This window comes from Mycobacterium europaeum (genome assembly GCF_002102155.1).
GTDB lineage: Bacteria > Actinomycetota > Actinomycetes > Mycobacteriales > Mycobacteriaceae > Mycobacterium > Mycobacterium europaeum.
The window spans coordinates 1-26,002 of the sequence record NZ_LQOU01000033.1; the positions used below are offsets into that span (position 1 = coordinate 1).

Below are 26,002 nucleotides of genomic sequence, written 5' to 3' on the forward strand. Positions count from 1 at the left end.
GGCCGGCACGGCGGTCGGGGGCGGCGGCGCGACGGTGCGCGGGACCAGGGGGCTGGCCGGCGGCGCCGGCCGGGGCGCCACGCTGGGCGCCGGGGGGACCTGGCGGTGTTCGATGCCGGTCAGCGTGTAGGCCACCCCGCCGATCGCCGTCATGGCCACCAGCGCGGACATGCCGATGATCAACTGCGACAACCGCAGGCGGCGCCACGACCGGTCCCGGGGCGGGTCGATCACGTTCAGCCGCATCGACCAGCCGGCCGGGCCGTCCTCGTCGTAGATCTCGCCGCCGAACCGCACCCGCAGGTCCCCAGGATCCTCCGTCTGCGACCACGCCAGCTCGCGGTCGGTCAACGCCTCGTCGTCGATCACCAGCACGTCACCGGCCCCGAGGTCGATGACGTCGCCGGCGGCGTTGGCGGCCGCGAGCAGGCCTATCGACGTGCGCGTGCGCAGGCTCAGCCCTTCGCCGCGGGACGCCAGCAGCAACGCGCCGCCGGCCGCCGAAAGCGCGGGCTGCGACGGTGCCAGGACCGGGGTGCGCCCGTGGATCGAAAGCCGTTCAGCGACAAGCGGAATGTGTGCACCCCCACCGACGGTCACCACCGCCGCGAGGTCGGCCCAGCTCTTGCGGTAGCGCACCAGCATGTCGTCGAAGGCGTAGATGAAACCGGTCAGCCGGTCCGCCATCAGGTCTTCGAGATCGTCGCGCCGGAGCGTGAAATTGCAGCTGCGACCGCCGAGTTCGGCGGCGATCTCGGTGACCACGTCGACGGACAGCCGTTCCTTGGCCAGGCGGCACTGTTCCCGGAGTTCGCCGAGCTGCCCCACGGCGGCCGTGCTCCCCGGGTCCATGCCACTGCCGCGGCCGAGCTCCTCGAAAACCCGCAGCAGCAGCTCCTGGTCGATCTCGTCACCGGATAGGCCCGCGTAACGCATTGTTGCGCTGATGATTTCGAAGTCACCCGCGACATCGACCAGCGTCGCCGAGGTGCCGCCACCGCCGAAGTCGAGCAGCCCCACCACACCGTCCTCGGGCAAGCCGAGCTCGGACTTCACGGCGGCCAACGACGCGATCGCATCCGAGATCAGCCGGGGCGCCGTGCCGCTGCGCACGAATCCCAGGTGGGTCCGCAACCCGTCGCGCAATGCCTGCACCGTCGCGGGTTTCCAGTACGCGGGCACGGCAATGGAGATGTCCGAGGAGGATGCGTCCGCGCCGGCGGCGCACACCATCGCGTCGAGGGCCTCCACCGTCAGCAGTTCCGGGTCGTGCGCGGACCCGTCGGCCGACACCAGCGCCACCGAGTCACCGATGCGCTCGACGAAGCCTCTCATCATCACGCCGGGCTCGGCGAGGTACGAATCTCCTTCGAGCAGGCCGACTCTCGGCGCACAGTGCGGATACAGCGTCAGCACCGAACGCCGGGTAACCGGCGGGCTTTCGTTGCGCGCAGCGACCAGGTTCGTGGTCCCGATCGACAACCCGAGTGGGTCGTACATAGAGCGAAAACCTTCGTCTATAGGGGTCGGTGGCCAGCGTTAACCATAGCCGCGGACACGCCGAAATCCGATGGCTTGCAACGTCATCGGTATCCGGTCGATGTCACCTCGTCACCGAAGTGGTACCGGCGGCCCCTTGACAAATTCGCGCAGGTGCCTACACCACGGTCAGCGGGAGCGACCGCCTGGGCTCGAACTGGAATGTCGCTCCGCCACTGACCTTCGTTACCGACACCTCGGGCAGTTCCGCCGCGGCGGTGTCGGTTTCGACCAGTTCGGCGGTCCAGTCGGTGTCGGTGCCGCTGACCCGAACCTCGATGCGCGGGTCGACGGCGGTGGCGATCGCCTGCAGCGGTTGGGTGGCTTCGGGTGAGCACAGCGCGATCCAGGCGGCGTCGTCATGGGCCGGCGAGCGGTGCACGACGAGCCGGTCGGCCGTTTCCGCGCGGACATAGCCCGCGGGGTTCAGCAGGGGGTGCAGTTCGAGCACCTGCAGCACCCCCTCGACACCGCCCGGCAGCCCCAGCGCGCGGTGAATGCGCTCGGCGGCCACGCCCGCGATGCCGGTCAGGCCCTGGGTGCACACCGACACGGCCTGCGCCTCGTCGGCGGCGCGCGCCCGCACCGCGATGGCGAACGACAGGTAGAGCAGGTGCATCTGCAGGCAGACCTCGTCGGCCATCCGGACCAGCGCCGAATGCGAGAAGCCGGCGAAGTCGAAGTCGGACAGCAACGGGCCGGAGTAGTCCGCCTTGCCCTCGTCCGAGCGGTCGATCGGATCGAGTTCCCAAGTCGCGGCCCGGGTTTGGCGAACGATATCCAGCGCGGGAATGCTCTGGGCCTCGGGATAGGACTCGTCGATGATGACCGTCCACGCGCAGTGCGGATGCCGGTCCTTCGGCGTCCGCGGCGGCCGGTGGATGGGGCGGACCTGGGCGCGCGGGTTGGTCGCTACCGCGGTGGCGTCGAAGGTGGGGTCCTCGATGGTGTGGCACATCCCGAAGACGTACTTGTCCCCCATCGGTTCCACGTCGAGCAGCGCGCCGCAGTGGTCGAGCTGGAATTCGCCGTGCCAGCGGTCGTGGACGGTGTAGCGAAAGTCCATGAATTGCGGTGGGGCGCCGATGTCGAGTTGCAACCCCTTGAAGATGGTCGGCACGTCGTCGCCGGTGAAGTTGAGCGCTTCCTGCATGCGCCGGGTGTAGATCGGGCTGGCGCCCGCCCACTCCTCGATGGCGATCTGCACCATCTCGTCGCGGCCGAAGGCGCTGATGCACCACGCCATGCCGGAGCGGTCGATCAGCTGCCCGATCAGGAGGAGTTCGGGAACCAGCACGGCCAGCTGCTCGCGCGTCAACCGCGCATATCGGGATCGGCTCACGCCCAAAAATAGACATGACTATGTTATAAAGTCAACAATGTCCATTGCCGCAGGTCAGGTGCCCGGGAGCTCCATTGGCCCCACTCGGCGCACCAGTGCGCCGCGCAAGCGCGGCGACGACACCCGCGCGAAAATCATCGACGAGACGGTCCGCTGCATCACCGAGGAAGGTTTCGCCGCGGCCACCGCCAAACACGTGGCCGAACGCGCGGGCGTGACATGGGGGGTCATCCAGTACCACTTCGGGGACCGCAGCGGCCTGCTGACGGCCGTCGTGGACGACGGGGTGGACCGGCTGATCGGGAGCCTGTCGTCGGCCGACGTCAGCGAGCTGCCGCTGCGCGAGCGCATCGAGGTGGTGGTCGACACGGCGTGGAGCTGCTACAGCAGCCCGACGTCGACGGCGGCGTTCGAGATCCTGCGCGCCACCCGCGGCGGGCCGGGCGAGTCGCCGCGCCGTCACCTGCTGGAGATGAACGCCGCGGTCGGCCAGCTGGGCCGGCTCATCACCGATGATCCGGCGAATGCCGGTGTGGCCGAAGTCATCTGGGCCACACTGCGGGGTGTGGTGCTGGCGCAGATGGTCACCGGGGCGGAGGTCGACTGGAGCCTCGAGCGACGCGCTCTGATCGACATGGTCACCCGTGTGCTGCAATGACCTGATGACCCCTCACGATCTCGCCGACATCGAAGCCATCAAGCAGGTCAAGTACCGGTACCTGCGCGCGCTGGACACCAAGCACTGGGACGACTTCGCCGACACCCTGGCCGAGGACATCAAGGCCGACTACGGGCCGTCGATCGGCAACGAGCTGCACTTCACCAACCGCGACGACCTGGTGGAGTACATGCGTACGTCGCTGCCCGCCAACGTCATCACCGAGCATCGGGTCACCCATCCGGACATCACCGTGACCGGCGACACCGCCACGGGCAGTTGGTATCTGCAGGACCGGGTGATCGTCGCCGACCTCAACTTCATGCTGATCGGCGCCGCGTTCTACCGCGACACCTACCGGCGCACCGACGCCGGCTGGAAGATCGCCGGGACGGGCTACGACAGGACCTACGACGCCACAATGTCGTTGGAAGGCATGAACTTTCAGGTCAAACCCGGCCGCGCGCTGGCCACCGACGCCGGCTGACCCGCTACTTGGTGATGGCGATCACCGCGCCGGGCCGCAGCCACTTCATGATCGACACCAGCTGAGCGTCGTCGACCGCCACGCATCCCTCGGTGGGCTTCCCGTCGGTGGTGTGGAAGAAGAAGGCAGCGCCGCCGCCCGGGGTCTTGTTCTTGTTGACACCCATCACCACCGCGTGCTTGTACTGCGGGATCTGCAGGTTCTCGCTCTCGGCGGTGTTGAACGGGCACTGCGCCTTCTGGCACACCTGCATGGAGTTGAAGGTGGGGCTGTGGTCGTCCCCGCTCCACCAGTGGTTGGGCCCCACCTGCGTATAGGGCAGCCCGGTACCGGGATTGGGCGCGGTGCCGAACGCGGAGTCCAGGGTGTAGACCCCCATCGGGGTGGCCGGCACCCCGCTCTTGGCCTGCGGCGCCATGCCCGCCGAACCGACGTGGGTGGGAATGCCGGTCCGCAGCGCCTGCCAGCCGGCGGCCGTGCGCTGATAGATGTCCATCGTCGCGTTCGATCCACCGGTGCTCATCACCGAGACCACCTGCGTCGCATTGCCGACGGAGTTGGCGAACCAGGGGGCGCCGGCCGCGGCGGCGAGCGGCGCGAGGGCCAGCGACGCGAACAGTGCGCACGCCGAAGCGGCCAGCGAAGCGAGCAGTCGGCGCATGACCTCAATCGTCAGACTCCCGCAGCGCAAGGTCAAGTAAAGGTTCGGCCCCGGTTGGGTCACCGGGCCGTGATCAAATCGCCGGGCTCGCAGGCATTTCGGGAGCGCGTCGCGCCCGGAGGCCGAATCACGGTGAAGCACACCATGAAATACAGGTAGCCCAGCGACCAGCCGGCCAGCACGTCGGACGGGTAGTGCACGTTCAGCGCCACCCGGGAGATCCCCACCGCCAGCACGCTCAGCCCGACCAGCGCCACCGCGACGCCGCGCACCGCCCGGCTCATCGCCGGCAACGCCAGGGACAGCGCGGCGCAGAGCGCGGCCGTCACCTCCAGCGCGTGCCCGGACGGGAAGGAGGTCTCGGCCGCGACCGCCAGCATGGTCGGCGGGCGCGGCCGGTCCGCCAGCTTCTTCGCCGCCACCGTCACCAGCCCGCTCAGCGGCGCGCAGGCCAACAGCAACAGCCCCGCCCGCACCCGGCGCACGATCAGGGCGGCCGCCGCCACCACCGTGCCCAGCACGCGCAACGGAACCGGCCCCAGCGCGAAGGAGACGTCCGCCCAGAACCGCACCCAGAACGGGTGTTTGACGGCGCGGTCATGCGCGGCGTTCAGCAGCGACCAGTCCATGCGCTGCTGCCAGTGCCAGTCCTGCGCGTAACCCACCCACATCAGGGCGTAGATCAGCGCGGCGGTCAGCGCGATGCACAGGGCCGCAAGGGTCCGCGATCGGGTCATGACCCCACCGATACCAGCCGCGCCGCGCCGGGGATCGGGCGGCCCGACCAGCGGGTCAGCCGACCGGGTCCATACTGGCGTCATGGCCGTCTTCGTCCGGAGGTTGTTCGGCATCGGCAAGCTGCCCGACGATGTGTACGCGCAGGTCAAGGCCGAGGGACTGATCTTTTTGGCCGACTATGTCGCGGTGACCCGGCGGTTCCGCGGCACCATTCCCGGGGTGCGAGTGCCGCACAGCGTCGCCAGCTACACGGGTTCGCTGGTGTTCACCTCCGAGCGGGTGCTGGCCACCCTGTCCATGTTGCCCCGGCTGGCGGGCCCGACCGTCGACGTCCGCTGGGACGCGCCGCAGACCGGCTCGGCGCGGGTCGAGATATCGCCGACCGGTGTGCGGGTGGACGTCGACGTCTCGCGGGTGGACCCGAGGTTCAGCGGCGAGCTGTCGCTGCGCTACAAGGCCGCCATTCCGGCCGACGTGCTCGGCGGGCTGCCGCGGCGGTCGCTGGCCTTCGACATGCCGCCCGACTACGTCTTCCGCGCGGTCGGCGTCACCTATAGTCCGTGATCGTCATCCGCGGCCAGGGCGGCTGCCGCAGCACCGCCAGGCTGCCGATCACCGCGGCCAGCAGGCCGGTGATCACTCCGATCAGCGCGATTCGATTCGCGTCGATGGCGGGCTCCCAGGACGCCCGGCCGTTGCGGATGACGAAGACACCGCGCGGCCTGACGACGGGAATCACGGTGGTGCCGTCCGGTGTCTGATAGGGCTCGCCGTACACGCGGCCGGCGGCGCGGTCGGTGGGCAGCTGGTCGAGCAGGTCGAAGGGCTTCACGGAACACTCCTTTCTCGGGTGTTCGGCGGGTCCGTGCCGCGGACACCGTTCACGCTAACGCGGATTTCCTACGATGAGCCCCGTGAGCGACGAGGCCTTCAGCCCGCAGGAGCGCCGTGCCGTCTACCGGGCGATGTTCCAGCGGCGGGACATGCGCCGGTTCGTGCCCGGCGGCGTGGTGGGCGAGGACGTGCTGGCGCGCCTGCTGCAGGCAGCCCACGCGGCGCCCAGCGTCGGTCTGATGCAACCGTGGCGGTTCATCCGGATCACCGACGACTCACTGCGCCGGAGCATCCACGCCCTCGTCGACGAAGAGCGCCCGCTCACCGCGGCCGCGCTGGGCGAGCGGGGCGAGGAGTTTCTCGCGCTGAAAGTCGAGGGCATCCTCGAGTGCGCCGAGCTGCTGGTGGTGGCGCTGGGCGACGACCGGGAAAAGCACGTGTTCGGCCGGCGGACGCTGCCGCGGATGGATCTGGCGTCGGTGTCGTGCGCGATCCAGAACCTGTGGTTGGCGGCGCGTGCGGAAGGCCTTGGCATGGGCTGGGTTTCGTTGTTCGAGCCGCAGCGGTTGGCGGCCCTGCTCGAGATACCCGCCGGAGCGGAGCCGGTGGCCATCCTGTGTCTGGGCCCGGTGCCCGAGTTCCCCGACCGGCCGGCGCTGGAGCTGGACGGCTGGGCCGTCGCCCGCCCGTTGTCGGAGTTCGTCTGCGAGAACCGCTGGAACCGGCACCCCCAGGATCCGCCCAAGTAGCTGCGGTATCGTCGCCCGTCGCGGGGCGAGTTGGAGAGGGTGACGCAATTGGGGCCGGGCGAAGCGGCGGGCCGCCAGGACAACGTGCTGATCGTGCACTGGCACGACCTGGGGCGCTATCTCGGTGTCTACGGCCACCCGGACGTGTCCAGCCCCCGGCTGGACCGCCTTGCCGCCGAGGGCATTCTGTTCACCCGGGCGCACGCCACCGCGCCGCTGTGCTCCCCGTCGCGCGGATCGCTGTTCACCGGGCGCTACCCGCAGACCAACGGCCTGGTCGGGCTGGCGCACCACGGCTGGGAATACCGCAGCGGCGTTCGCACCCTCCCCCAGATCTTGACCGACGCGGGTTGGTATTCGGCGCTTTTCGGTATGCAGCACGAGACGTCGTATCCGCAGCGGCTGGGCTTCGACGAGTTCGACGTGTCCAACTCGTACTGCGATTACGTGGTCGACAGGGCCTCCCAATGGCTGCGTGAAGGCACCGAAGACCGCGGGGGCCAGCCGTTCCTGCTCACCGCCGGGTTCTTCGAGACGCACCGGCCATATCCCCGGGACCGCTATGAGCCGGCGGACACGGCGGTGGTCAACCCCCCCGGCTACCTGCCCGACACCCCCGAGGTCCGCGGCGACCTCGCCAGTTTCTACGGGTCGATCGCCACTGCCGATGCCGCCGTCGGCCGGCTCCTGGACACGCTGGCCGAAACGGGACTGGACGCCACCACGTGGGTCGTCTTCTTCACCGACCACGGCCCGGCTCTCCCCCGGGCCAAGTCCACGCTCTATGACGCGGGAACCGGCATCGGCATGATCATCCGGCCCCCCACCGGCCGGGCCCTGACCCCGCGCGTCTACGACGAGCTGTTCAGCGGCGTGGACCTGCTTCCGACGCTGCTGGACCTGCTCGGTCTCGGCGTTCCCCCGGATGTCGACGGGGTCTCGCACGGCCCCGCCCTGCTGGCGCCGGACCCCGACGCGGCGCCGGTCAGAGACCACGTGTACACGACGAAGACCTATCACGACTCGTTCGATCCGATCCGCGCGATTCGCACCAAGGAATTCAGCTACATCGAGAACTACGCGGCCCGGCCGCTGCTCGACCTCCCGCTGGACATCGAGGAAAGCCCCTCCGGTCACGCCGTGGCACCGCTGATCACCGGCCCGCGCCCGAAGCGCGAGCTCTACGACTTGCGCGCCGACCCCGCCGAGACCACCAACCTGCTGACCGGAGACGACGCGGATGCCCGGGAGATCGCGGCAGATCTGGCCGTGCGGCTTCATGATTGGCGGCAGCGGACGGGCGACGTCATCCCGTCAGAATTCGCCGGAACCCGCATCGTGGAGCGTTACACCGAGACGTATCTGCAGATTCATCGGGTGCAGCCGACCGCCCGGTCGGCGATCGCCGCGGACCGCGGCATCGAGGAGCAGGCGAGCGGTTAGCCCGCCGAGCGCTGGGAGCCGCCCACCTCGGCGACGATGAACACCCGGCGGAACGGGAAGATCGTCGTCCCGTCGGCCCGGGGCGGGTAGGCGTCGTCGAGCAGCGGGATGAGTTCCCCGCGGAACCGCTCCCAGTCTTCTGCGCTCAGCCGCTCGCGCACCGGGACCAGCGCCGTCCCGGTGATCCATTCCAGCACCGGGTTGTCGCCGGTCAGCTGGTGCAGGTAGGTGGTCTCCCAGACGTCGACCTTGCATCCGGCATCCAGCAGCATGTTGGCGTACTGGATCGGCGGCTGTACGACTGCGCCGACCCGAAACGGGATGTCCCGCATGACTTTTGCGTACGGCTCCCGGCGGGCCAGGGTGCGCACGGTGGCGTGTGACGGCGTCTCGAAGTTGCCCGGGATCTGCACGGCGATCCACGACCCGGCCGGCAGCTCGTCCGCCCACCGGAGCAGCAGGTCGGCGTGTTCGGGCACCCAGTGCAGGGCGGCGTTGCTCACCACGACGTCGGTGTCGGGCTTGGGCTTCCAGTCCCGCAGGTCGCCGACGACGGCGTCGATGCCGCGTTCCTTTGCGGCGGCGACCATTTCCGGCGAGGTGTCCACGGCCTCGATCACCGCCTCCGGCCAACGCCGGGACAGGTACTTGGTCAGGTGGCCGGGCCCGCAGCCGAGGTCGACGACCCGCCGGGCCCGCTCCGCCCCCACCCGGGACAGCAGGTCGTAGAAGGGCCGGCTGCGATGGTCCGCAAAGGCCAGGTAGACATCGGGATCCCACATGTCGGTCCTCCTGATCGATGCACGTCGCCAATCGGCGGAACAGCCCAACCGTATTACCGCATCCCGGTTAGCATCGGCGTTCGTGGCGCCCGAAACTTCGATTGATCCGCCCATTCCCGTTCCGGACATCCCCGGAACCTTCAAGGATGCCTTCCAGGGCGCAGACGTACCGATCGACGTCGGCGGGTTACCCCCGGCCGCCGCGTTGTCCCCCCGCCAGCGCATGGTAGTCGAGGGCTCGGCCGTGGGCGACCTCGCGCTGCGCACCTGGGTGTCGTCGCTACTCACCGCGACGGTGGCGCCGGCCGTGGTCGCCTCCACCCTGCGGCACTCGAACGCCCGCGCCGAGCGCGCCAACCTGAACTTCTACGCCGAGCTGGGCGCGCAGCGTGATCCGGTCAAGTCGTTTCCCGCGCCCACCGCGCCGCCGCGGGTGTCGTCGCGGCGCGCCAGCCCGCTGACCGAGTGGGCCGCCGGCGGCACGGTGGAAAACATCGCGTTTCAAAGCGGCTTCACCGCCGTCAACCCCGCAATGCGCGAACAGTGGAGCGCGTGGAAGTCCAACAACGTCGTGCGCGCGCAGCACTGGCGCCACGACGACGGGCCCCGCCCCACGCTGTGTGTCATCCACGGCTTCATGGGGTCGTCGTATCTGGCCAACGGACGGTTGTTCACCCTGCCCTGGTACTACCGGTCCGGCTACGACGTGTTGATGTACACCTTGCCGTTTCACGGCAAGCGTGCCGAAAGATGCTCGCCGTTCAGCGGTTTCGGCTATTTCGCCGGCGGGCTGAGTGGCTTCGCCGAGGCGATGGCCCAGGCCGTGCACGACTTCCGGTCCATCATCGACTACCTGCGCGGCACCGGGGTCGCCCGGATCGCGCTGACCGGTATCTCGCTGGGCGGCTACACCTCGGCGCTGGTGGCCTCGGTCGACGACCGGCTCGAGGCCGTGATCCCGAACTGTCCCGTCGTCACACCGGCGACGTTGTTCGACGCATGGTTCCCGGCCAACAAACTCGTGCGGCTGGGGCTGCGGCTGTCCCGCATCAGCCGCGCGGAGTTGTCGGACGGGCTGTCCTACCACTGCCCGCTGAGCTATCGGCCGCTGCTGGACAAGGACCGCCGGATGATCATCACCGGACTCGGTGATCGCATGGCCCCGCCGGACCATGCCGTCGAGCTGTGGGAGCACTGGGATCGTTGTGCGCTGCACTGGTTTCCGGGCAGCCACGTGCTGCACGTCAGCCAGCTGGACTATCTGCGCCGAATGACCGCTTTCCTGCAGACCGTCATGTTCTAGCGGTCTCGGTGACCGGCGCCCCCACCGTCGGCCAGTCCAGCTCCGCCAGCAAGCCCGCCGGCGCATCGGTGTGCCCGTCGAGCCGCTGCGTGGACAGCAGGTCCAACGCGGCAAGCGCCGGCCGGTGGTTGCCGCGCTGCGGGATCAGGCCGGCCGGCGGCGCGGTCCGCCCGGGCGGGGTGTCGGTGAGGAATGCGCACGCGGCCGCCACGGTGTTGCGGGTTGCGTCGCCGGCGATCTCGAGCGCCGTGCAGGTCTCGCGCGCCGGATGCGCGCGGATCGCCCGCAGGGTTTCGGCCAACTGCCCGTCTAACGGAACCTGGTATGCGGCAAGGTAATCCGACGCTCCGCGGTGCACCCCGGACCAGCTCTCGCGGGCGTTGGCGGTGAGCAGCCGCGGGACGTCGTCGGCAGCGACGCCGGTGACCTCCCAGCCGAGCTCCCGCAGGTGGTCGGCCAGCCGGCGCGCGACCACCTGCGCGGTCTCGTGCAGGGGGACGCGCGCGGAGCGGGCTCGCAGCGCGGCCAGGTTGTCGGCGGCCGAGATGGTGAGCCCGATCCACGTCTCGCGCCGGGACGCATCGGATGCGTTGTCGCGGCTGGTGATCCGGATCTTGTCCGCGCGGATGCCGTAGCGGTCCAGGTAGCCGGCGAGCAGCGGCAGCGGCAGCGCGTCGGCGTCGCCGCCCGGCGCGCCGACCCGCAGTAGCGCGGTTGTCGCGGTGGGGGATTCCGGCGCGGCCGCGCCGCGGCGCGACACGATGGCCAGCCGGCGTCGCAGCAGCGTGGTGAAATACAAGCCGCGCCAGCAGCCGAACAGCACGAGCACGACGGCCGCGGCGATGCCGAGCAGCCAGTAGTCCCGCGACGACCGCCAGGGGTAGGCCATCACCGCGGGGATGACCGCCAGCAGCGCCAGCGTGACGCGCCCGGGTCCGGGGGTGGGTATCCAGCGCTGCAGGCTCACGGGGTGGGGTCCTTTCGACGGCGGGTGGCGGTGGCGGCGATCGCGCCCGCGACCGCGACGAGCACGGCCAGCGCGGCGGTTCCGATCAGCGCGACGGTCCGCGGGGTGGTGTCCTTGGGCGCCGGTGCCGGCGGAACGGCGACCGGCTTGACCGCCGCGGCGGCGGGCGGGTCGCCGGCGGGCAGTTGCCAGGTCAGGGCGGCCACCGGGTCCACGCTGCCGGCGCCGACGACGTTGGACGGTGCCCGCGCGCCGTTGTGCGCGGTCGCGGTGATGCGGTGCACCACCTGGGTGGCGGTGAGGTCGGGGTACTTGCTGCGGACCAGCGCCGCGACGCCGGCGACGTAACCCGCCGCATAGCTGGTGCCGCTCAGCGCAACCTGTTGCTGGTGGTCGTCGGGCAGCCCGTTGACCAGGCCGCCGCCATCGCCGTTGCCGATCGACGTGATGCGTTCGCCGGGGGCCGCGATGCCCACCCACGGCCCGGCCATGGTGAATTTCGACGGCCGGCCGTCCGGGGTCAGGGAGCCCACGGACAGCACGTACGGCTGCCACACCGACGGGATGGAGACCGAGGTGACGCCGGCCCAGTTGCGCGGATCGTCCGGGCGGCTCAGGTCGGTGAGTGGGTTGGACTCACACGACGTCCCGCCGGCGACCGATCCGGTGAGGCCGGTGTTGCCGGCGGCGGCCACGATCACCGCGTCCTTCTCCACCGCCGCGTAGCGGATCGCCGCCCCCAGCGCCGCCTGGTCGACGGGCCGGTCGGCGGGCAGGCAGGTGAGCGTGGAGATGTCGATCACCCGGGCGCCGAGGTCGGCGGCGTGCACGATGGCGCGGCCCAGCGTCGTGACGTCCAGGGACGCCCGCGCCATCAGCGGGTCGCCGCCGGGCGTGCGCGGCGAGAACTTCGCCGACGTCGTCCTGATCGACACCACCCGGGCCGCGGGCGCCACCCCGGCGAAGCCGTCGTCCCCGGACTGGCCGGCGATGAGGCCCGCCACCAGGGTGCCGTGGCCGTCGCAATCGGTCAGGCCGTCGGTCGCCTCGACGAAGTCGCCGCCCGGGTCGACGTTGGGCAGCCGCGGACCGGGCCGCACCCCGGTGTCCAGCACCGCCACCAGTTGACCCTCACCGCGCGAGAATTGCCACGCGCCAGGCAGATTCAGCGTGGCCTGGCTGGGCGTGACGGCCGCGGGGTCGCTGCCGGGGATGACCCCGGAGACGCTGCAGGGGCCACGCTGCTCCATCGGTTGCACGGGTCCAGGGGCCCCGCTGGGCGGCGGCACGCCCGGATCGACCTTCGGCGCCTCGATGGCCAGCGCCGACGGGCACGTCCACAGCATGGCCGCCAATGCCGCTGTGAGACAAGCTGATCCGGACCGAATCATCGATTGAGTATCCAGGTGAAGATGCCGACGAGGTAGGCCATGACGGGGATGAGCGACGCGTCGAGTCCGGCCGCGACGAAGCCCGTCAGCCGGCGCACGGGCAGCGAATAGCTCTCCGGCTCGGCGATGTGCGGGTTGAGCGCCACCACGACCCACGCCAGGGCCAGCGCGGTCAGGACCAGCGTGGCGCCCAGGGCCGCGGCGTAGCGTCCGGTCGCGGTGTAGAGCACCAGCAGGACGCCGCCGGCCAGGTAGGGCTGCGCGAGCAGCCACGCCTTGCACGCGGCCGAATCCCACACCCGGGCGCGCAGCACCGACGTCGCGGCCGTGGCGCCCACCACGTACCAGCCCACCCCGCTCAGGGCCTCGGGGCGCAGCGCGATCGCCACCGACCCCAGGACGCTGAGCAGCACTGCGGCGGCGATGAATCCGTTCTGATGGGCGTCGCTGATCCGCACCCGTCGCGGCAGATCCTCGAGCACCCGCAGCGAGGGGGCCGACGGCGTGGGGTCGCCGGGCGCCGGGATGACCGGCAACGGGAAGCGCGCCCACAACGCCGAGAGCGGGGCCGCCTCGACGGTGACGAGCAGGGCGGCGACGATCAGGCCGCAGCCGATCGCAAGCGGCGGCAGGTGCCAGAGCACCTCGGCGCCCGCGGCCACCAGCACCCCCGCGCCCAGCACCGCGGTCGCGGTGAAGAAGCCGACGACGCGCTCGCGTTCTGCGCCGGGGACCATCAAGGCGATCAGCGACCACGCGGTGACGCCGGCCGCGGCGAGCATGATCTGCGCCGGCCCGAACCGTCCGGGCACCGCCAACGCCAGCGCGGCGCCGATGGGCACCAGCGCGGCGATGGAGCACGCCATACCGGTGCGCGGCGAGCGGGCCGCGACCAGCAGGCCGACGATGGCGGTCACCGCCGCGACCGCGCTGACCGCGACCAGCCCGGCCAGCGCGCCGGTGGCGACGCGGTAGGCGACCGAGAGGCCGGTGGCCAGCAGCGCCACGGCGATCACCGCGGCCAGCGCCCCCCGCCGGATGTGCGTTGCGCCCCAGGGCTTCAGCCGGGAGGTCGAGAAGATCATGGCGGCGTCGGCGATGTCCTCGACGATGCCGGGCGCCGCCTGTCCCACGGGCACCGGCTGCAGCGCCAGCAGGTCGCCGTCCACGACGCCCACGGTGTCCAGGCTGGCGTCCAGGCTGAAGGGCGCCCCGCCGATCGGCGCCAGGCTCAACTGGATCGCCGCGCCGACGTCGGCGGTTCCCCGGCCGGTGTCGTCGGACTCGCCGTTCGACGCCGCCGGAATCACCAGCCGCTGGACGGCGGGCAAGATCTCGCGCAGCGGCAACTCGGCGGGCAACGCCATCTCCGTCAGCCTGCTGTCCGCGAGGATTGCCACGCGGACGATCGGCATGACGGCGCCGGACGTCACCGGTCCCTCGATTCCTGGAACATCGTTGCTCTCTTCTCTCTTGCTGGGTTAGGCGTGTTGGGCGGTGAAGTCTCGGGCCAGCCGGTGGCCGGGGAACCAGTCGGACTCCGGCAGTAGCGCGGTCAGCTGTTCGATCGCGACGGCGATCGCGAAGGGCGTGCCGGGCGCGAAGGTCGACACCCACTCGCCGTCGAAGGCGCGCGACGGGCTCACCAATACCCGTCCGGCCGCGGCGTCGACGATGCTCATCCCCACCTCGGTGGTGGCCTGGCTGCCGTCGCGGCGGCAGCCGGCGACGATTTCGACGTAGCTGCGCGGACCGGTGAACACCGATTCCACCACCGGCCGCGCCGATTGCGGGATGCCCAGGTAGTCAACGACTTCGGTGAGCGAGGCGCCCGAACGCAGCCGTTCGTCGGCCCGGGCGCCGACCCGCGCCGGCATGCTGAACTCGTCGAATCGGGCCGGTGGTTGCTGCGCCAGACCGACGCCGAGGACCGGGACCAGCGCACGCGGATCGTCGATGTCCATGGCGGTGAACGTGATCAGCTGTGCGCTGCGCAACGCCACGATCGTCTTGGCGGTGGTGGCGGAGCGCTGCGCCACGATGCCGCGCAGCAACTCTCCGGCGCCGCCGTCCTTGGCGGGGCCCACGTATCGCAGGTCGAGCCATCGGTCCGGAAAGCACACCACCCTGATCCAGTCGGCCACCGCCGGGTTGACGACCCCGCCCTCGGACACCAGACCCATCCGGGTCAGCTCGTCGCGCTGACGCTCTCCGAACGCGTGGCGCTGGGCGGCGTCGGTGTAGGGCGAGGTGATCGCCAGAACCCACGGGAAGCTGCCCGCCCCAATGGTTTCCGCGATGAACCACGCGTGATTGACCGTCAGCTCGACGGCGTTGGGCTCAGCGCTCATCGCACCGGGACTAGCCGCCCCATTTGGCGGCTTCGGCCTGGTCGCGGGCGAGCATGGACATGGTGTTGGCTTCGTGGGTGCTGGCCATCGCCTGGTAGGCACGCACCAGGCTCTCCATCGCCTGGTTCCACTGGGCCTGCCACGCCTGGTAGGTCATACCGGTGTCACCCTGCCAGGCGTTGGACAGCGTGGCCTGCTCGCTGGCGATGTCGGAACCGAGGCCCTGCAGCGTGCCGGCGTAGCCCGACATGTCGGCGGCGTGGCTCAACATCGCCGGGTAGTTGTACATGATCTGGGACATGACAAGTCCTTTCGCGGTTGATGGCGGCTAGCGGGGTGGGATCAGATGGCGGTGTAACCGGATGCGGCGGCGGCGTCGGCGGCCACGTAGGTGCCGGCGGCGTCACCGAGGTTGGCCTGTGCGATGTCGAGCAGGGTGTTGACCCGCGCGGCCGCCTCGACGAAGCGCGCGTGCGCGGCCTGGAACGCGGCCGAGGCCTCGCCCTGGTGGAACGCCTGCGCCGACATCGCTTCCTGCTCGGCCTGACTGATGGTGCTGCGCATCAACGCCGCCTTGGCGCCGAACGCCGACTGCGCGGCCACCAACTGGGGAATGTGAGCGTCCAACATGCTCATGCTGCTTCCTTTCTGTTCGGTCTCATGGGGTTTCGCTGACTGCCAGGCATCGCGCTGATGCCTTACCCCCCTTCTCTCGGCTCGGTCGGGCCCGCCGGGTCGTGCTCGGTGTCGTGGTCCCAGGTGCCCGGCATCATCGGCCTCCTGGGGCCGCCGCCGAACTCGCCGTCGGTGAGCTTGGTCAGTCCGGCCGCCCGGAAGGCGTGCTCTTTGCGCGCCGTGCCGGCGAAGCCCAGGGCGCCGGCCCCGGCCCCGGACGCGACGGCGTCGGCGTGGTCGGGGGGAACGCCGAAGTCGGCATCCATGTCCGCGAACTCGTCGGCGTGGTCGCGCATCGCGGCGCGCTTGCGCCGCCGCGCCCGCGCCTCGGCCCGGCTGGCGGACGCCGCGCCGGCCGCCGGGATGGTCGCCGCCGGTGCCTTGGCGCCACCGCGGCCCCCCAGCGTCGGGCCGACACCGGTCTCCGGGTCACCGCCGTAGGCGACCAGGTAGGCAAGAGTGCCCGGCGCGGGGGCCGGGGCCGGCGCGGGAGCCGCAGCCGAGCCCGCGGAGACCGACGTGGCCGGGGCCCCGGCGGGGGTCGCGACCGTGGGTGCCAGCGCGACCGCCGGCAGCAGCGACGCCGGCCTGGTCGACGTGACGAGCGGCGTCGCCGCGGCCCCGGCCGCGACCGGCGCGATCTCGGCCGGCGCGGTGAGCAAGGAACTCAGGCCGATGCCGAGCAGCAGCGGAATGAGGAAGGGTGCAGTCAGGATCGCGCCCCAGGTCGGCCAGCCGACGGCGTTGAAGAACACCTGGTAGGCGACGAAGAACAGCAGCGGGCCGTTGGCGGCCAGCAGTGCCGGCAGGTTCGACCAGGACTCCTGCAGCATCCTCGACAGGTTCTGGAAGAAGTCCTGCAGGAACTGGGACAGCTGCCTGAAGAAGTCCGAGATCGCGTTTGCGGGGTCGGACGAGCTCTGCACGGCGTTGTTCGCCTCACCGCCCGGCCGCACGATGGACGGTGCCGGCGCGCTGCGCGGCGCGGAGGCGAGCGCCGCACCCGAGGTGGCCTGATAGGCGCCCATCACGGTGGCGGCCTGCGCCCACATCCGCGCGTAGTCGGCTTCGTTGAGCGCGATCGGAATCGTGTTGATGCCGAAGAAGTTGGTCGCCACCAGCACCCCGTGGACGGCGTGATTGGCGGCCAGCTCGCCGAGCGTCGGCATGGCCGCCAGGGCGGCGGTGTACGCCGCCGCCGCGACCTCGTGCTGCGCGGCCAGGCCCGCGCTGTCGGCGCTGGCCTGCTGCAGCCACGCCAGATAGGGCCCATGCGCGGCCGCGTACTGCTCGGCGGCCGGCCCCTCCCAGGCAACCGCCTGCGTCTCCCCCAGCATCCCGGTGAGTTCGGCCGCCGCCGTTGCGTATTCGGCACTCAGCGAGCTCCACGCGCCGGCGGCCGCCAGCAGCGGTCCCGGTCCGGGACCGGCGCTCAGCAGCGTCGAATGCACCTCGGGCGGCGAGGCCATCCAGACGGGCGCAACGGGGGACGTCATGGTCAGGCGCCCGCGAACCCGTACGTCGCGGCGGCCGAGGCGTCTCCGGCGAGATAGCTGGCGCCGGCTTCGCCGACACCCACCCCGGCGCGGCCGAGCTCTTCGACGCCCTGGGCGGCGACGGCGGCGTGTTCCTGGCCCTGGGCACTGAACCCGAGGGCCGTCTGCAGCGACACCGGATCCGCCGCCGGCGGGACCACCGCCGTGATGGCCGGGGCGGCCGCCGCGTGCGCGGCCGCCAGCCGCGCCGTCAGCGCCTCGACCGCGGCGCTGGTCGCGGCCAGGCCCTCGGGAACCACTCGCAACGTCATGACTCTCCCCTTACTGTTGCGTTTCACCGGACATCGCGGCCTCACCCACCAACGGGTTGACCAACTGCACATAGGTCGGACTGTCGCTGTCGCCCAACAAGATCGCCCGCCCGGCCGGCAACCGGCCGAACCGCTGGCCCCGGATCTTGCCGCTGTCCTGCGGGTTGCCCGCCAGCATCAGCGTGGTCGCCTGCAAGTCGTTCAAGCGGCGCAGCAACGGATTGGTCATCAGGGCGTGGCCGGATCCGGTGGCGCGCGCCGTCACGATCACCCGCAGCCCCAAATCGGCCGCCTGCGAGAGGATTCCGATCAGCGGGGTCCACGGCCGCTGCCCGATGTACGGCCCGCTCATCGCCGGCGAGTCCGGTATCTGGTCCACGTCGTCGATGATCAGGTAGTGGGTGTGACCCGTATGCGCCCAGCGGGCCAGCTCGGCGGGCGTCAGCCCGGCCGGCGGACGCCGCGATTCGATGATGCTGGCCAGGCCCATCATCGCCGGGATGACGCGATCGACGTTGGCGGTGTATTCGTTGTCGGCGAACAACGGCTCGTCGACCAGGTGCAGCCGCCGATCCAGCACGGTGAAGGCCACCCGGTCGGCGGTGGAGTTCTCGCGGATGGTGCGAATGATGTGGCGCAGCAAGGTGGTTTTGCCGGACTTGCTGTCGCCGAACACCATGAGCAGCGGCTCGTCGGCGAAGTTGACGACGACGGGCGCGAGGTCCTCCTCCCGCTGCCCGATGACCACCTGTTCCGGGCCGCGATACAGGGCGCCGACCGCGTCGGGGGCGAGGTTGGTCGGCAGCAGCCGCACCGGCGGCGCGGCCATGCCGGGGTAGCGGGCGTTGAGCGCGCCGATCTGGTCCAACTCCGGGGCGGCGAACAGGAAGTGCTCGGCGGCCATGGTCAACCCGCGGCCCGGCTGGTCGTGGGGCACCGCCTCGGCGGGGCGCCGCAGCGCGCCGACGACGCGCACATTGCTGTCCCGCGGATCGTGCAGCTTGAGCTCGAGGCGCAGGCCGAGGCCGTCGCGCATGGCCAGCGGCACCTCGAGCCAGCTCGGGGTGGTGATGACGACGTGGATGCCGTAGGCGAGCCCGACGTTGACCAGCTCAGTCACCTTGGCCAGCAACGGGTTCCGGGTGTTGAACTGGTCGGTGTTGTCCCGGCCGAACGCGTAGAGGTTGTCGATGACCAGGAACACCTCGCCGTACCCGTCGTCGGGGGCGGTGCCGCGGGAGTCGCGGAACATCTCGCGCCGCTGCCGCGACAGCATCAGCTGCTCCAGCTCGCCGAAGGTGCGCCGGATGCGCTCGGGCTCCAGCGCGGAGGCGACGCTGCCGACGTGCGCCAGGTCTTCCAGCTCGCGCAGCTTGCCCCCGCCGTAGTCCAGGCAGTAGAACGTGACGTCGCGGGGCGAGTGCAGGCTGGCCGCCGACAGGATGAACGTCTGCAGGGCGGTCGATTTCCCGGACTTGGGGCCGCCGTGGATCACCACGTTGCCGGCCGACGACGTGGCGTCGAACACCAGTGGGTCGCGGCGCATCTCGAAGGGTTTGTCGATCTCGCCGAGCGGCCACTGCCACTGGCGCTGCGGCACCCCGGCCCGCGCCAGCACCGCGGTCAGCGGGATCGGCTCGTCCAGCGGCGGCAGCCACAACTGCGGCGCCCTCGGGCCGTACCGGGCCAGCTGGTCGCCGATGGTGGCGATCAGCTTGCGCGGGGGCCCGGTGAGGTCCTCATCGTCGGTGACCGGGATGACGATGTCCTGGTCCGGCTCCACCCGCCCGGCGGTGAACAGCTTGGGCTCCGGCGCGGCCTGCACCACAAAGGATCTCGCGCGTTGCGGCGGCTCGTAGATGCCGTCGACATAGGTGCTGCGGAATTTGATCGGGGTCGCGCCCGGGGCGGGCACCAGGAAGCCCACGCCCTTGTGTTCCTTGCCCGATTCGATGTGGTAGGCGTCCTCCACGCCGATGATCTGGCGGGACACGCTGGGACTGGCCACCTTCAACCCGATGCGGTAGGAGGTGTTCTTGTCGATGTCCTTGATCTTGCCCACGTCCAGCGTCTGCGACGCGAACAAGATGTGGATGCGGAACGAGCGGCCCTTGCGCGCAACGTAATCGAACAGCTCCGCGTATTCCGGGTGGTCGGCCAGCATCAGGGTGAACTCGTCGGCGACCACGAACAGCGTGGGGATGGGCGGCAGGTCGTGGCCCGCGGCGATCGCGTCCTCGTACTCGACCACCGAGTTGAACGCGCTGCCCTGCACGCGGCGCCCGGCCTCGCGGAGCAGCGTTTCCCGGCGGGCCACCTCGCCGCGCAGCGTGTCGGCGAACCGGTCGGCCAGCGACTTCTTCTCGGCCATGTTGGAGATCACCGCGACGACCTGCGGGAAATGGCGGAAGCTGTCGGCCCCGGCCTCCCCCTTGAAGTCGGCGTAGATCACGATCAGCCGGTCGGCCGAATGGGTTGTCAACAGCGACAACAGGATCGACATCAAGGTCTGGGACTTGCCGGAGCCCGTCATGCCGATCATCAGGCCGTGCGGCCCCATTCCGCCCTCGGCTTCGTCCTTGAGGTCGAAGTACAGCGGCTCGCCGGTCGCGGTGACGCCGATGGGCACGCGGAGCTCGTCCTCGCGCCGGCGCGGCGCCCACAGGGTGGGCACGTCCAGCCGGGAGGCGTCCGGGATGCCCAGCAGCGTCGTGAAGCTGGCGCCGCGGGTGGCCGCCGAGCGCAACCCGGTGTGGGTCGGGTTGGAGTCCCAGCGCGACAGTTGGCGCGCCAGGTGCGCGGCCTCGTCGACGCCGAGCCGGTCGGCGTCGTCGACGTAGGGCTGCCAGCCGCCGGTCTGCCACCGCACCAGGGCCCCCGTTCGGCTGCCCTCGCCGATGACGCGCAGGATCGGCTTCTCCGGATCCGAGTACTGCTCGCGGTGCGGCGGCGTGGTGCCGCGGTGCACGACGGTGACGCCCGCGCGGCCCAGCCCCAGCGTCGAGGTGTTCAGGTCGAAGTCGGGGTCGTCGATCACGATCAGCAGGTGCCGCAGCGCGTCGGCGGGCTCGGCGGTGAACGCTGGGCGGTCGACGAACGCGGGCCCGAGCAGCAGGACCAGCTCGTCGGGGTTGGTCGTCAGCAGGCGGGCCGGCCCGACGCCGTCGAGCTCCCCCGGAACGTCAACGTGCGGAAGCCATTTCAGCCAGGACCAGTCCGGGGCCTCCAGGTCGCGCGCGATTAGCGCCACGCCCAGCACCGTGGGGTCGTGCCACGTCACCGCCTGGGCGATCCAGGCGCGCATCGCCGCCTTGGCGTGGTCCTCCTCACCCAGCACGGTGATCCGCGAGACCTTGGTCAGGTCGATGCCGGTCGGCACGTCGCGCACGATGCGGTGGGTGTCGAGCAGGCTGCGTAATGCGCTGTGTGACACCGGTTCCAGGTCGATCTCGTCGGCGGTGTCGTTGACCCGCAGCGCGGTGGTCAAGGGGACCTGGTGGCGGCCGGCGCGCAGCACCAGGAAGTCCGGGTCGTGCGGGTCGCGCTCCCACTGGCGGCGCGATCCCGCCACGCTGGCCAGCGCCGTCGGCTCCGGGTGCGACCACTCGGCCGCCGCCCGCTGCTGGGCGGCGGCGGTGCGGATGTTGTCGCGGACCACCGACAGGTAGCGCAGGTAGTCGGCGCGTTCGGCGTCGACCTCCTCGGTGCGGGTCTTGCTGTCGTTGCCGCGGTACATCGCGGTGGCGGCCAGCAGCAGCACGAACGGGAAGAAGAGCGTTTGTGGGGAGATCAGCCGCATGCCCGTGGCGAACAGCGCGACGACCATACCGACGATCAGGATCACCAGCACATAGGGCATCGCCCGGCGCAGGAACGACGGCGGGATGACCCGCGGCAGTTCGGGCGGCGCCTCGATGTTGATGGTGCCCTTGCGGGTGACCGGGGGCGCCAGTCGGCGGCGGGCTTCGAAGATGAGTCGGCTCATCGGGGCGCTCCCTCTGCTGATGCCACGCGGCCGGGCCTGCTGTCGGGCGGCAGTCCGTCGTGCGCCAGCAGCGCGTCGGCGCGCGACAGCGCCGGGCCGCTCGCGAACAGTGCCAGCACCGACCACGGGACCGGCACCGCCGGCTCACTCAGGCCAAGGGCCTCAACGGTTTTGCCGCGCCCGGCGGCCGAGCTCTCGGCCTCGTTGTCGATGCCGTAGCGGACGCCGGTGTCGGAGACCCAGAACAACGACCCGGCGCCGGGCGCGCCGGCGCCGCCGGCGACGGTCTGGGCGAAGTAACCGGTGCCCGGCGCCAACGCGACGCGGGCGGCGATCGAACCGTTCCGCGCGGAGGCGCCGACCAGGTCGACGGTGTGGATCGATTCGGGCACCGGCAGCGCCGAGCCGGCCAACAGGCTCAGCGAGCTGGTGGCGGCGCCGGCCGGCTTGCTCCAGTACGCGCACGTGACGGGGTCCGTGGCCGCGTCGACGAGGGTGACCTGCTGGTCGGGGTAGCGGGAGGTGTCCAGCATCCGCGACACCGGCAGCTTGGCCACGGCGTCGGCGCCCAGCCGCGGCGGTTGGTCCAGCCCGTAGGAGTTGGTGTTGCGCAGGATCGCGGCGAGCACCGGGGAGATGGGCTGCAGCCCGTCCGGCAGCACCGCGTAGTAGCGGGCGCCGCCCGCCGAGTTCTGGTCCAGCGCATAGGAAACCACGACCGCCCCGATCGGGGCCGGCACGGCGAAACCGGCCGGCGCACCGGCGTTCGGGATGCCCGGCGCCGTCAGCGCCGGCGCCTCGGGGACCGCGTTGAACAGGCCCGGCGCGATGGGGCGCGGCGCGGGGATGTCGGAGTTGTTCAGCCCCAGGCCGAGCGCGTTCGTGACGGCGTGGTCGGCCAGGTTGATCTGGCTGCGCCTGCCGTCCCAGAGCAGCCAGGTGGTGTCGCCCCTGTCGGTCGGCGAATCGACCAGGATCGCCCGGTTGGCGTCGAGCCTGGCCGCCCGCGCACCGCTGCTGTCGGGCCGGCCGGCGATGACCGTGACACCGGTGCTGTGCACGGCGCGCGCGGTCCCGGCGATCCCGTCGCACACCGTCCAGTTGGCGTCGCGGGTGGTGTTCTGCACCATGCGCTCCGGCGCACCCGGGATGCCGATCAGGTTTCCGCGCGGAAAGCGGTCCAGCTCAGCACTTTTCACCGTGACGGGGTTGACCGGCTTCCCGACGATCAGCCGGGCCGAGGTCAGGTTGAGCACCGGGTGGAGCTGGTCGCCCACCCGCACGTAGAGGGCGGCGGTCGACCGGTCGGCGAGCACGGCGTTGGTGCCCACCGTCCCGTTGGGCCGGATCAGCGAGAACACGAAGCAGCCCGCCAACGCGGTGGCCAGCAGCACCACGCCCATCAGCACCGCGCGCGACTGGGTGCGCAGCGGGTCGACGAGCATCCGGGTGTCGTGCAGGGCGATGCCGGAGGCGATGCGCCGCATCACGAACCGCCAGCCGCTGACCTGGTGGCGGGTGACGAAGCCGCGGCGATACTCGACCTGGTCGGGATTGTCGTTGACCGGGGTTCGGGAGGCGAACGAACGGCGGTCGTCCGATTCAGGAGTCGTCATGCCGGCACCGACAGTCCGAGCCCGCGCAACAACGGCTCCACCGAGTTCTCGACATCTTGGTCGGTGATCGTCATCAGCTCCTCGTCACTGAATTCCCCGGTCCCGGCGTGATCCGAATGGTCGAGCCGGAATTCGCGTTCTTCCTCGGAGCGTTCGACGATGTTGCGGACGAATCGACCGTTGCCGGCGATGTCGAGGTTGCGCCGGGAGATTCCGTTGGCGTCCGGCGTCGACTCGGTGGCCAGCCTGGTGAACAACGCTTCCATGTGGTCGAGCGCGGCCTGTTCGAAGACGCTGTCGCGCTGCTCGGCCATCTTGGTCGCGATCTCGACGAGCTCCGACGGCGCGTAGGACGGGAAGTCGATGTTGCGGGTGAAGCGGGAACGCAGGCCCTCGTTGGTGTCCAGGAACTTGTCGAGATCGGCCCGGTACCCGGCGATGATGACCACCAGCCGGTCGCGGTCGTTCTCCATCCGCGCCAGCAGGGTGTCGATCGCCACCAGCCCGAAGTCGTTCTTGGCGCCCGTGGCCACCAGGGCGTAGGCCTCGTCGAGGAACAGCACCCCGTCGAGCGCGCTGTCGATGATGGCGTTGGTCTTGGCCTCGGTCTCGCCGATGTGCTGGCCGATCAGGTCGGCGCGGTGCACCTCCCGGATGTTCTCCCGCTTCAAAAGCCCGAGCCCGCAATAAATCTTGGCGACCACGCGGGCGATGGTGGTCTTACCGGTGCCGGGCGGCCCGGCGAAGACGAGGTGATGGGCGCGCTGGGCGACGGCCAGCCCGCGCTGCTTGCGCACGAGTTCCATGGCGACCGAGCTCTTCAGCCGCGACACCTGGTTCTTGACCTCGTCCAGGCCGATGAACTCGGCGAGCTGGAGTTCGGCCTCGTGCAGCAGCACGGACTTGCGTTCGTGCGCCGCGGGGTCGACGAAGTCCTCCGCGCTGGGCTCGGTGCCCGGGTCCCAGGGGTCGGTGCGCGCCTCGATGCGGGCCGCGGTGGTGGTCACGATCCCGAAGCTGGTGTCGGACAGGGCCTCTTCGATCTGTTCGTTTTCCGGATGGGCCGCGTAGAGGTCCTGCAGCACTTCACTCGCGGATTCCTCGTCGACGTGCGCGCGCAACACCAGCGCCTTGGCCAGCGCCCCGTCGACCGCGGCCACCGCGACGGGACCGTCGGGTTCCTCGAGATAGGACAGCGCCGGGGCGAACATGCCCAGCCGCGCCAGGGCGGTGCCCAACGCGATCCTGGCCGCGTGCGCGTAGGCCTCGTCGAGACCGGCGTCGTTGACGACCGGCGTGAGCAACTTGACGACGTCCGACCACCGCTCGGCGCGGTAGTTGACGACGACGGCGATCCAGCGCGCCTCGTGCCAGTTCGGGCGGCGCGCGGTCAGGCCGGCGACGATCCGGTCGGCGTCGGCGAACCGTCCTGCCGTCCCCAGGGCCGCGGCGTGGGCGAGGTGGAAGTCGTCGGGGGTGGCGGCGCGGAACTGCAGATACAGGCCGGTGTCGTAGCGAAAGCCCAGCGCGCCGGGCGCCAGGTCCACCCTGCGCTGCAACGCGCCGGCCGTCGCCGCGGTCCGCGACACCGCCTCCAGCACCCGCAGGGACACGTCGCCGGCGGCCGCCAGCCCCGTCCAGGCGTCGCACTGGTCGTGCGCGATGCGGGTCAGCGCGGTGAACCCGGAGCGGGCGGCGGCCAGGTCGGCCGGTCGCTGCCGCTGGTACACCGAGATGCCGAGTGCACGGCAGCACGTGGCGAACCGGCTGACGACGTCGCCGTCGACCCGCGCCTCGGCTCGAGCATTGACGGGCTGAGCGGCCAGCACGCCGGTGTCACCGAACTCCACGGCCACGTCTTTCCATTTGTGTAGCCTCCCCTAACCTAACCCGCCTGAAGTTAGCATTGCATAAGCTAAGTGTCGAGGCGCCGAGGGTCTTCCGGGTCACCACGCCACACCCTGCCCATTTCCGCTGATAAGGATCTTAACCGGGGAAGTCGTCCGCATTTTCGGTCCCCGTCCCCGTCTCAGTAGGTTGGCATGCCCCTGACAGCAGCTTCTCAAGCGGCCCGATCTTATCGAAAATCATTTTCATTAGCAATCCGCGCGCTGCCGTCACGCGGTCGCCGGACAAGCCAGTAGTCGTCCGTCGCACCGGGAAAGTTCCGCTCCCGGCGATGCGGATGGGGCTCGGTCAGTCCGGCGCCCAGTTGCCCGGGACCATGGGCAGCGACGGGCCACCGCCGAAACCGTCGCCGGCCAGCGTCGCCAGTCCGGACGCGTCGGCGGCGGCCCTGCTCGCCGTCCCGGCGAAACCCAGCTGCCCCGCCCCCCGGTCCGAAGCCACCGACGACACCGCCGCTTCGGGCGGATCCGGCTCGAGGTCGACGAATTCGTAACCCCGGTAGTGGTCTTCGATCGCCGCCCGGCGACGCCGCCGGGCCCGCCGCTGCTCCCGCGCCGACGCCGCCGCCACCGCCGCGGCTGTTGCGCAATCGGGCTCCGGCGCCCTGCGTTGCGCGCGGGCGCCCAGGCCCGTGCCGGACCCGACGGTCGGACCGCCCACCAGGTACGGGAAGGGGGCGCCCCCGACGCCGACGGGCGGCGGGCCCCCGGTCGCCGCCACCGAGGCGGGCGCGGGCGCCGGGGCCGGGGCCCGCGCCCGCCTCCAC

General features: G+C 70.9%; 24 protein-coding genes. 6 read left to right on the forward strand and 18 right to left on the reverse strand.

All coding sequences use genetic code 11. From position 1 onward, the window contains the following. Positions 1-1,500 (reverse strand): Hsp70 family protein (locus AWC03_RS16360; RefSeq protein ID WP_085241802.1); only part of this gene is annotated, 1,500 nt, incomplete at its 3' end. A gap of 157 nt (positions 1,501-1,657) precedes the next feature. Further along, positions 1,658-2,881 (reverse strand): hypothetical protein, encoded by a 1,224-nt coding sequence (locus AWC03_RS16365; RefSeq protein WP_085241782.1) that lies wholly within the window; start codon positions 2,879-2,881, stop codon positions 1,658-1,660. 37 nt (positions 2,882-2,918) lie between these two features. On the opposite strand from AWC03_RS16365, the gene AWC03_RS16370 reads away from it, so the two are divergent. Beyond that, on the forward strand, positions 2,919-3,539 hold the full coding sequence (locus tag AWC03_RS16370) for a TetR/AcrR family transcriptional regulator (protein ID WP_085241783.1): 621 nt from the start codon (positions 2,919-2,921) through the stop codon (positions 3,537-3,539). Beyond that, positions 3,526-4,026, forward strand: coding sequence for a nuclear transport factor 2 family protein (locus AWC03_RS16375; RefSeq protein WP_085241784.1), 501 nt, complete (start codon positions 3,526-3,528; stop codon positions 4,024-4,026). Before AWC03_RS16370 ends, AWC03_RS16375 begins: the two co-directional genes overlap by 14 nt. Before the next feature lie 4 nt (positions 4,027-4,030). Here the strand turns inward: AWC03_RS16375 and AWC03_RS16380 are convergent, their stop codons facing one another. Beyond that, positions 4,031-4,687, reverse strand: coding sequence for a L,D-transpeptidase family protein (locus AWC03_RS16380; RefSeq protein ID WP_085241785.1), 657 nt, complete (start codon positions 4,685-4,687; stop codon positions 4,031-4,033). A 59-nt stretch (positions 4,688-4,746) separates the two neighbouring features. After that, on the reverse strand, positions 4,747-5,424 hold the full coding sequence (locus AWC03_RS16385; RefSeq protein ID WP_085241786.1) for a phosphatase PAP2 family protein: 678 nt from the start codon (positions 5,422-5,424) through the stop codon (positions 4,747-4,749). Between the two features lie 82 nt (positions 5,425-5,506). Here AWC03_RS16385 and AWC03_RS16390 point away from each other — a divergent pair, with 82 nt between their 5' ends. Beyond that, positions 5,507-5,989: a hypothetical protein gene (locus AWC03_RS16390; protein WP_085241787.1), complete on the forward strand. Its 483-nt coding sequence runs from the start codon at positions 5,507-5,509 to the stop codon at positions 5,987-5,989. Here AWC03_RS16390 and AWC03_RS16395 read toward each other — a convergent pair. Beyond that, the gene (locus AWC03_RS16395; protein WP_085241788.1) at positions 5,973-6,257 is read right to left on the reverse strand and encodes a hypothetical protein; all 285 of its coding nucleotides are present in this window, start codon (positions 6,255-6,257) and stop codon (positions 5,973-5,975) included. The two genes, AWC03_RS16390 and AWC03_RS16395, sit on opposite strands and share 17 nt — an antisense overlap. 73 nt (positions 6,258-6,330) lie before the next feature. Here AWC03_RS16395 and bluB point away from each other — a divergent pair, with 73 nt between their 5' ends. Together bluB and AWC03_RS16405 are read left to right on the forward strand one after the other, a co-directional pair. Continuing rightward, a complete protein-coding gene (bluB, locus tag AWC03_RS16400) occupies positions 6,331-7,008 on the forward strand; it encodes a 5,6-dimethylbenzimidazole synthase (protein WP_085241789.1) in 678 nt (225 codons plus the stop codon). A 39-nt stretch (positions 7,009-7,047) separates the two neighbouring features. Continuing rightward, on the forward strand, positions 7,048-8,451 hold the full coding sequence (locus tag AWC03_RS16405; protein ID WP_085241790.1) for a sulfatase family protein: 1,404 nt from the start codon (positions 7,048-7,050) through the stop codon (positions 8,449-8,451). On the opposite strand, the gene AWC03_RS16410 is transcribed toward AWC03_RS16405, so the two are convergent. Further along, positions 8,448-9,233, reverse strand: a complete 786-nt coding sequence (locus tag AWC03_RS16410) for a trans-aconitate 2-methyltransferase (protein WP_085241791.1) — start codon at positions 9,231-9,233, stop codon at positions 8,448-8,450. The genes AWC03_RS16405 and AWC03_RS16410 overlap by 4 nt on opposite strands. A gap of 82 nt (positions 9,234-9,315) precedes the next feature. Here AWC03_RS16410 and AWC03_RS16415 point away from each other — a divergent pair, with 82 nt between their 5' ends. After that, positions 9,316-10,536 (forward strand): alpha/beta hydrolase family protein, encoded by a 1,221-nt coding sequence (locus tag AWC03_RS16415; RefSeq protein WP_085241792.1) that lies wholly within the window; start codon positions 9,316-9,318, stop codon positions 10,534-10,536. Here the strand turns inward: AWC03_RS16415 and eccE are convergent. The 12 genes from eccE to AWC03_RS27295 all read right to left on the reverse strand — a co-directional run. Beyond that, positions 10,526-11,503 (reverse strand): type VII secretion protein EccE, encoded by a 978-nt coding sequence (gene eccE, locus AWC03_RS16420; RefSeq protein WP_085241793.1) that lies wholly within the window; start codon positions 11,501-11,503, stop codon positions 10,526-10,528. The genes AWC03_RS16415 and eccE overlap by 11 nt on opposite strands. Next, positions 11,500-12,894 carry a type VII secretion-associated serine protease mycosin gene (gene mycP, locus AWC03_RS16425; RefSeq protein ID WP_085241794.1) on the reverse strand — a complete coding sequence of 465 codons (1,395 nt, stop codon included), beginning with the start codon at positions 12,892-12,894 and terminating at the stop codon, positions 11,500-11,502. The genes eccE and mycP overlap by 4 nt, the downstream gene beginning before the upstream one ends. Further along, a complete protein-coding gene (eccD, locus tag AWC03_RS16430; protein ID WP_142278413.1) occupies positions 12,891-14,309 on the reverse strand; it encodes a type VII secretion integral membrane protein EccD in 1,419 nt (472 codons plus the stop codon). Before eccD ends, mycP begins: the two co-directional genes overlap by 4 nt. A gap of 66 nt (positions 14,310-14,375) precedes the next feature. Beyond that, the gene (locus AWC03_RS16435) at positions 14,376-15,245 is read right to left on the reverse strand and encodes an ESX secretion-associated protein EspG (RefSeq protein WP_085241796.1); all 870 of its coding nucleotides are present in this window, start codon (positions 15,243-15,245) and stop codon (positions 14,376-14,378) included. A 10-nt stretch (positions 15,246-15,255) separates the two neighbouring features. Continuing rightward, the gene (locus AWC03_RS16440) at positions 15,256-15,546 is read right to left on the reverse strand and encodes a WXG100 family type VII secretion target (RefSeq protein WP_007172528.1); all 291 of its coding nucleotides are present in this window, start codon (positions 15,544-15,546) and stop codon (positions 15,256-15,258) included. A 41-nt stretch (positions 15,547-15,587) separates the two neighbouring features. Continuing rightward, positions 15,588-15,881 carry a type VII secretion system protein EsxG gene (esxG, locus tag AWC03_RS16445; RefSeq protein ID WP_085241797.1) on the reverse strand — a complete coding sequence of 98 codons (294 nt, stop codon included), beginning with the start codon at positions 15,879-15,881 and terminating at the stop codon, positions 15,588-15,590. A gap of 62 nt (positions 15,882-15,943) precedes the next feature. After that, the gene (locus AWC03_RS16450; RefSeq protein ID WP_244275148.1) at positions 15,944-17,416 is read right to left on the reverse strand and encodes a PPE domain-containing protein; all 1,473 of its coding nucleotides are present in this window, start codon (positions 17,414-17,416) and stop codon (positions 15,944-15,946) included. 2 nt (positions 17,417-17,418) lie between these two features. Continuing rightward, complete coding sequence (locus tag AWC03_RS16455) at positions 17,419-17,727, reverse strand: PE family protein (protein ID WP_085241798.1); 309 nt, start codon at positions 17,725-17,727, stop codon at positions 17,419-17,421. 10 nt (positions 17,728-17,737) lie between these two features. Continuing rightward, a complete protein-coding gene (eccCa, locus tag AWC03_RS16460) occupies positions 17,738-21,712 on the reverse strand; it encodes a type VII secretion protein EccCa (protein WP_085241799.1) in 3,975 nt (1,324 codons plus the stop codon). After that, positions 21,709-23,328, reverse strand: coding sequence for a type VII secretion protein EccB (gene eccB / locus AWC03_RS16465; RefSeq protein WP_085241800.1), 1,620 nt, complete (start codon positions 23,326-23,328; stop codon positions 21,709-21,711). Before eccB ends, eccCa begins: the two co-directional genes overlap by 4 nt. Further along, positions 23,325-25,178: a type VII secretion AAA-ATPase EccA gene (gene eccA, locus AWC03_RS16470; protein WP_085241804.1), complete on the reverse strand. Its 1,854-nt coding sequence runs from the start codon at positions 25,176-25,178 to the stop codon at positions 23,325-23,327. The genes eccB and eccA overlap by 4 nt, the downstream gene beginning before the upstream one ends. A gap of 346 nt (positions 25,179-25,524) precedes the next feature. Then, on the reverse strand, positions 25,525-26,002 hold a 478-nt coding region (locus AWC03_RS27295), incomplete at its 5' end, for a PPW family C-terminal domain-containing PPE protein (RefSeq protein ID WP_476738885.1).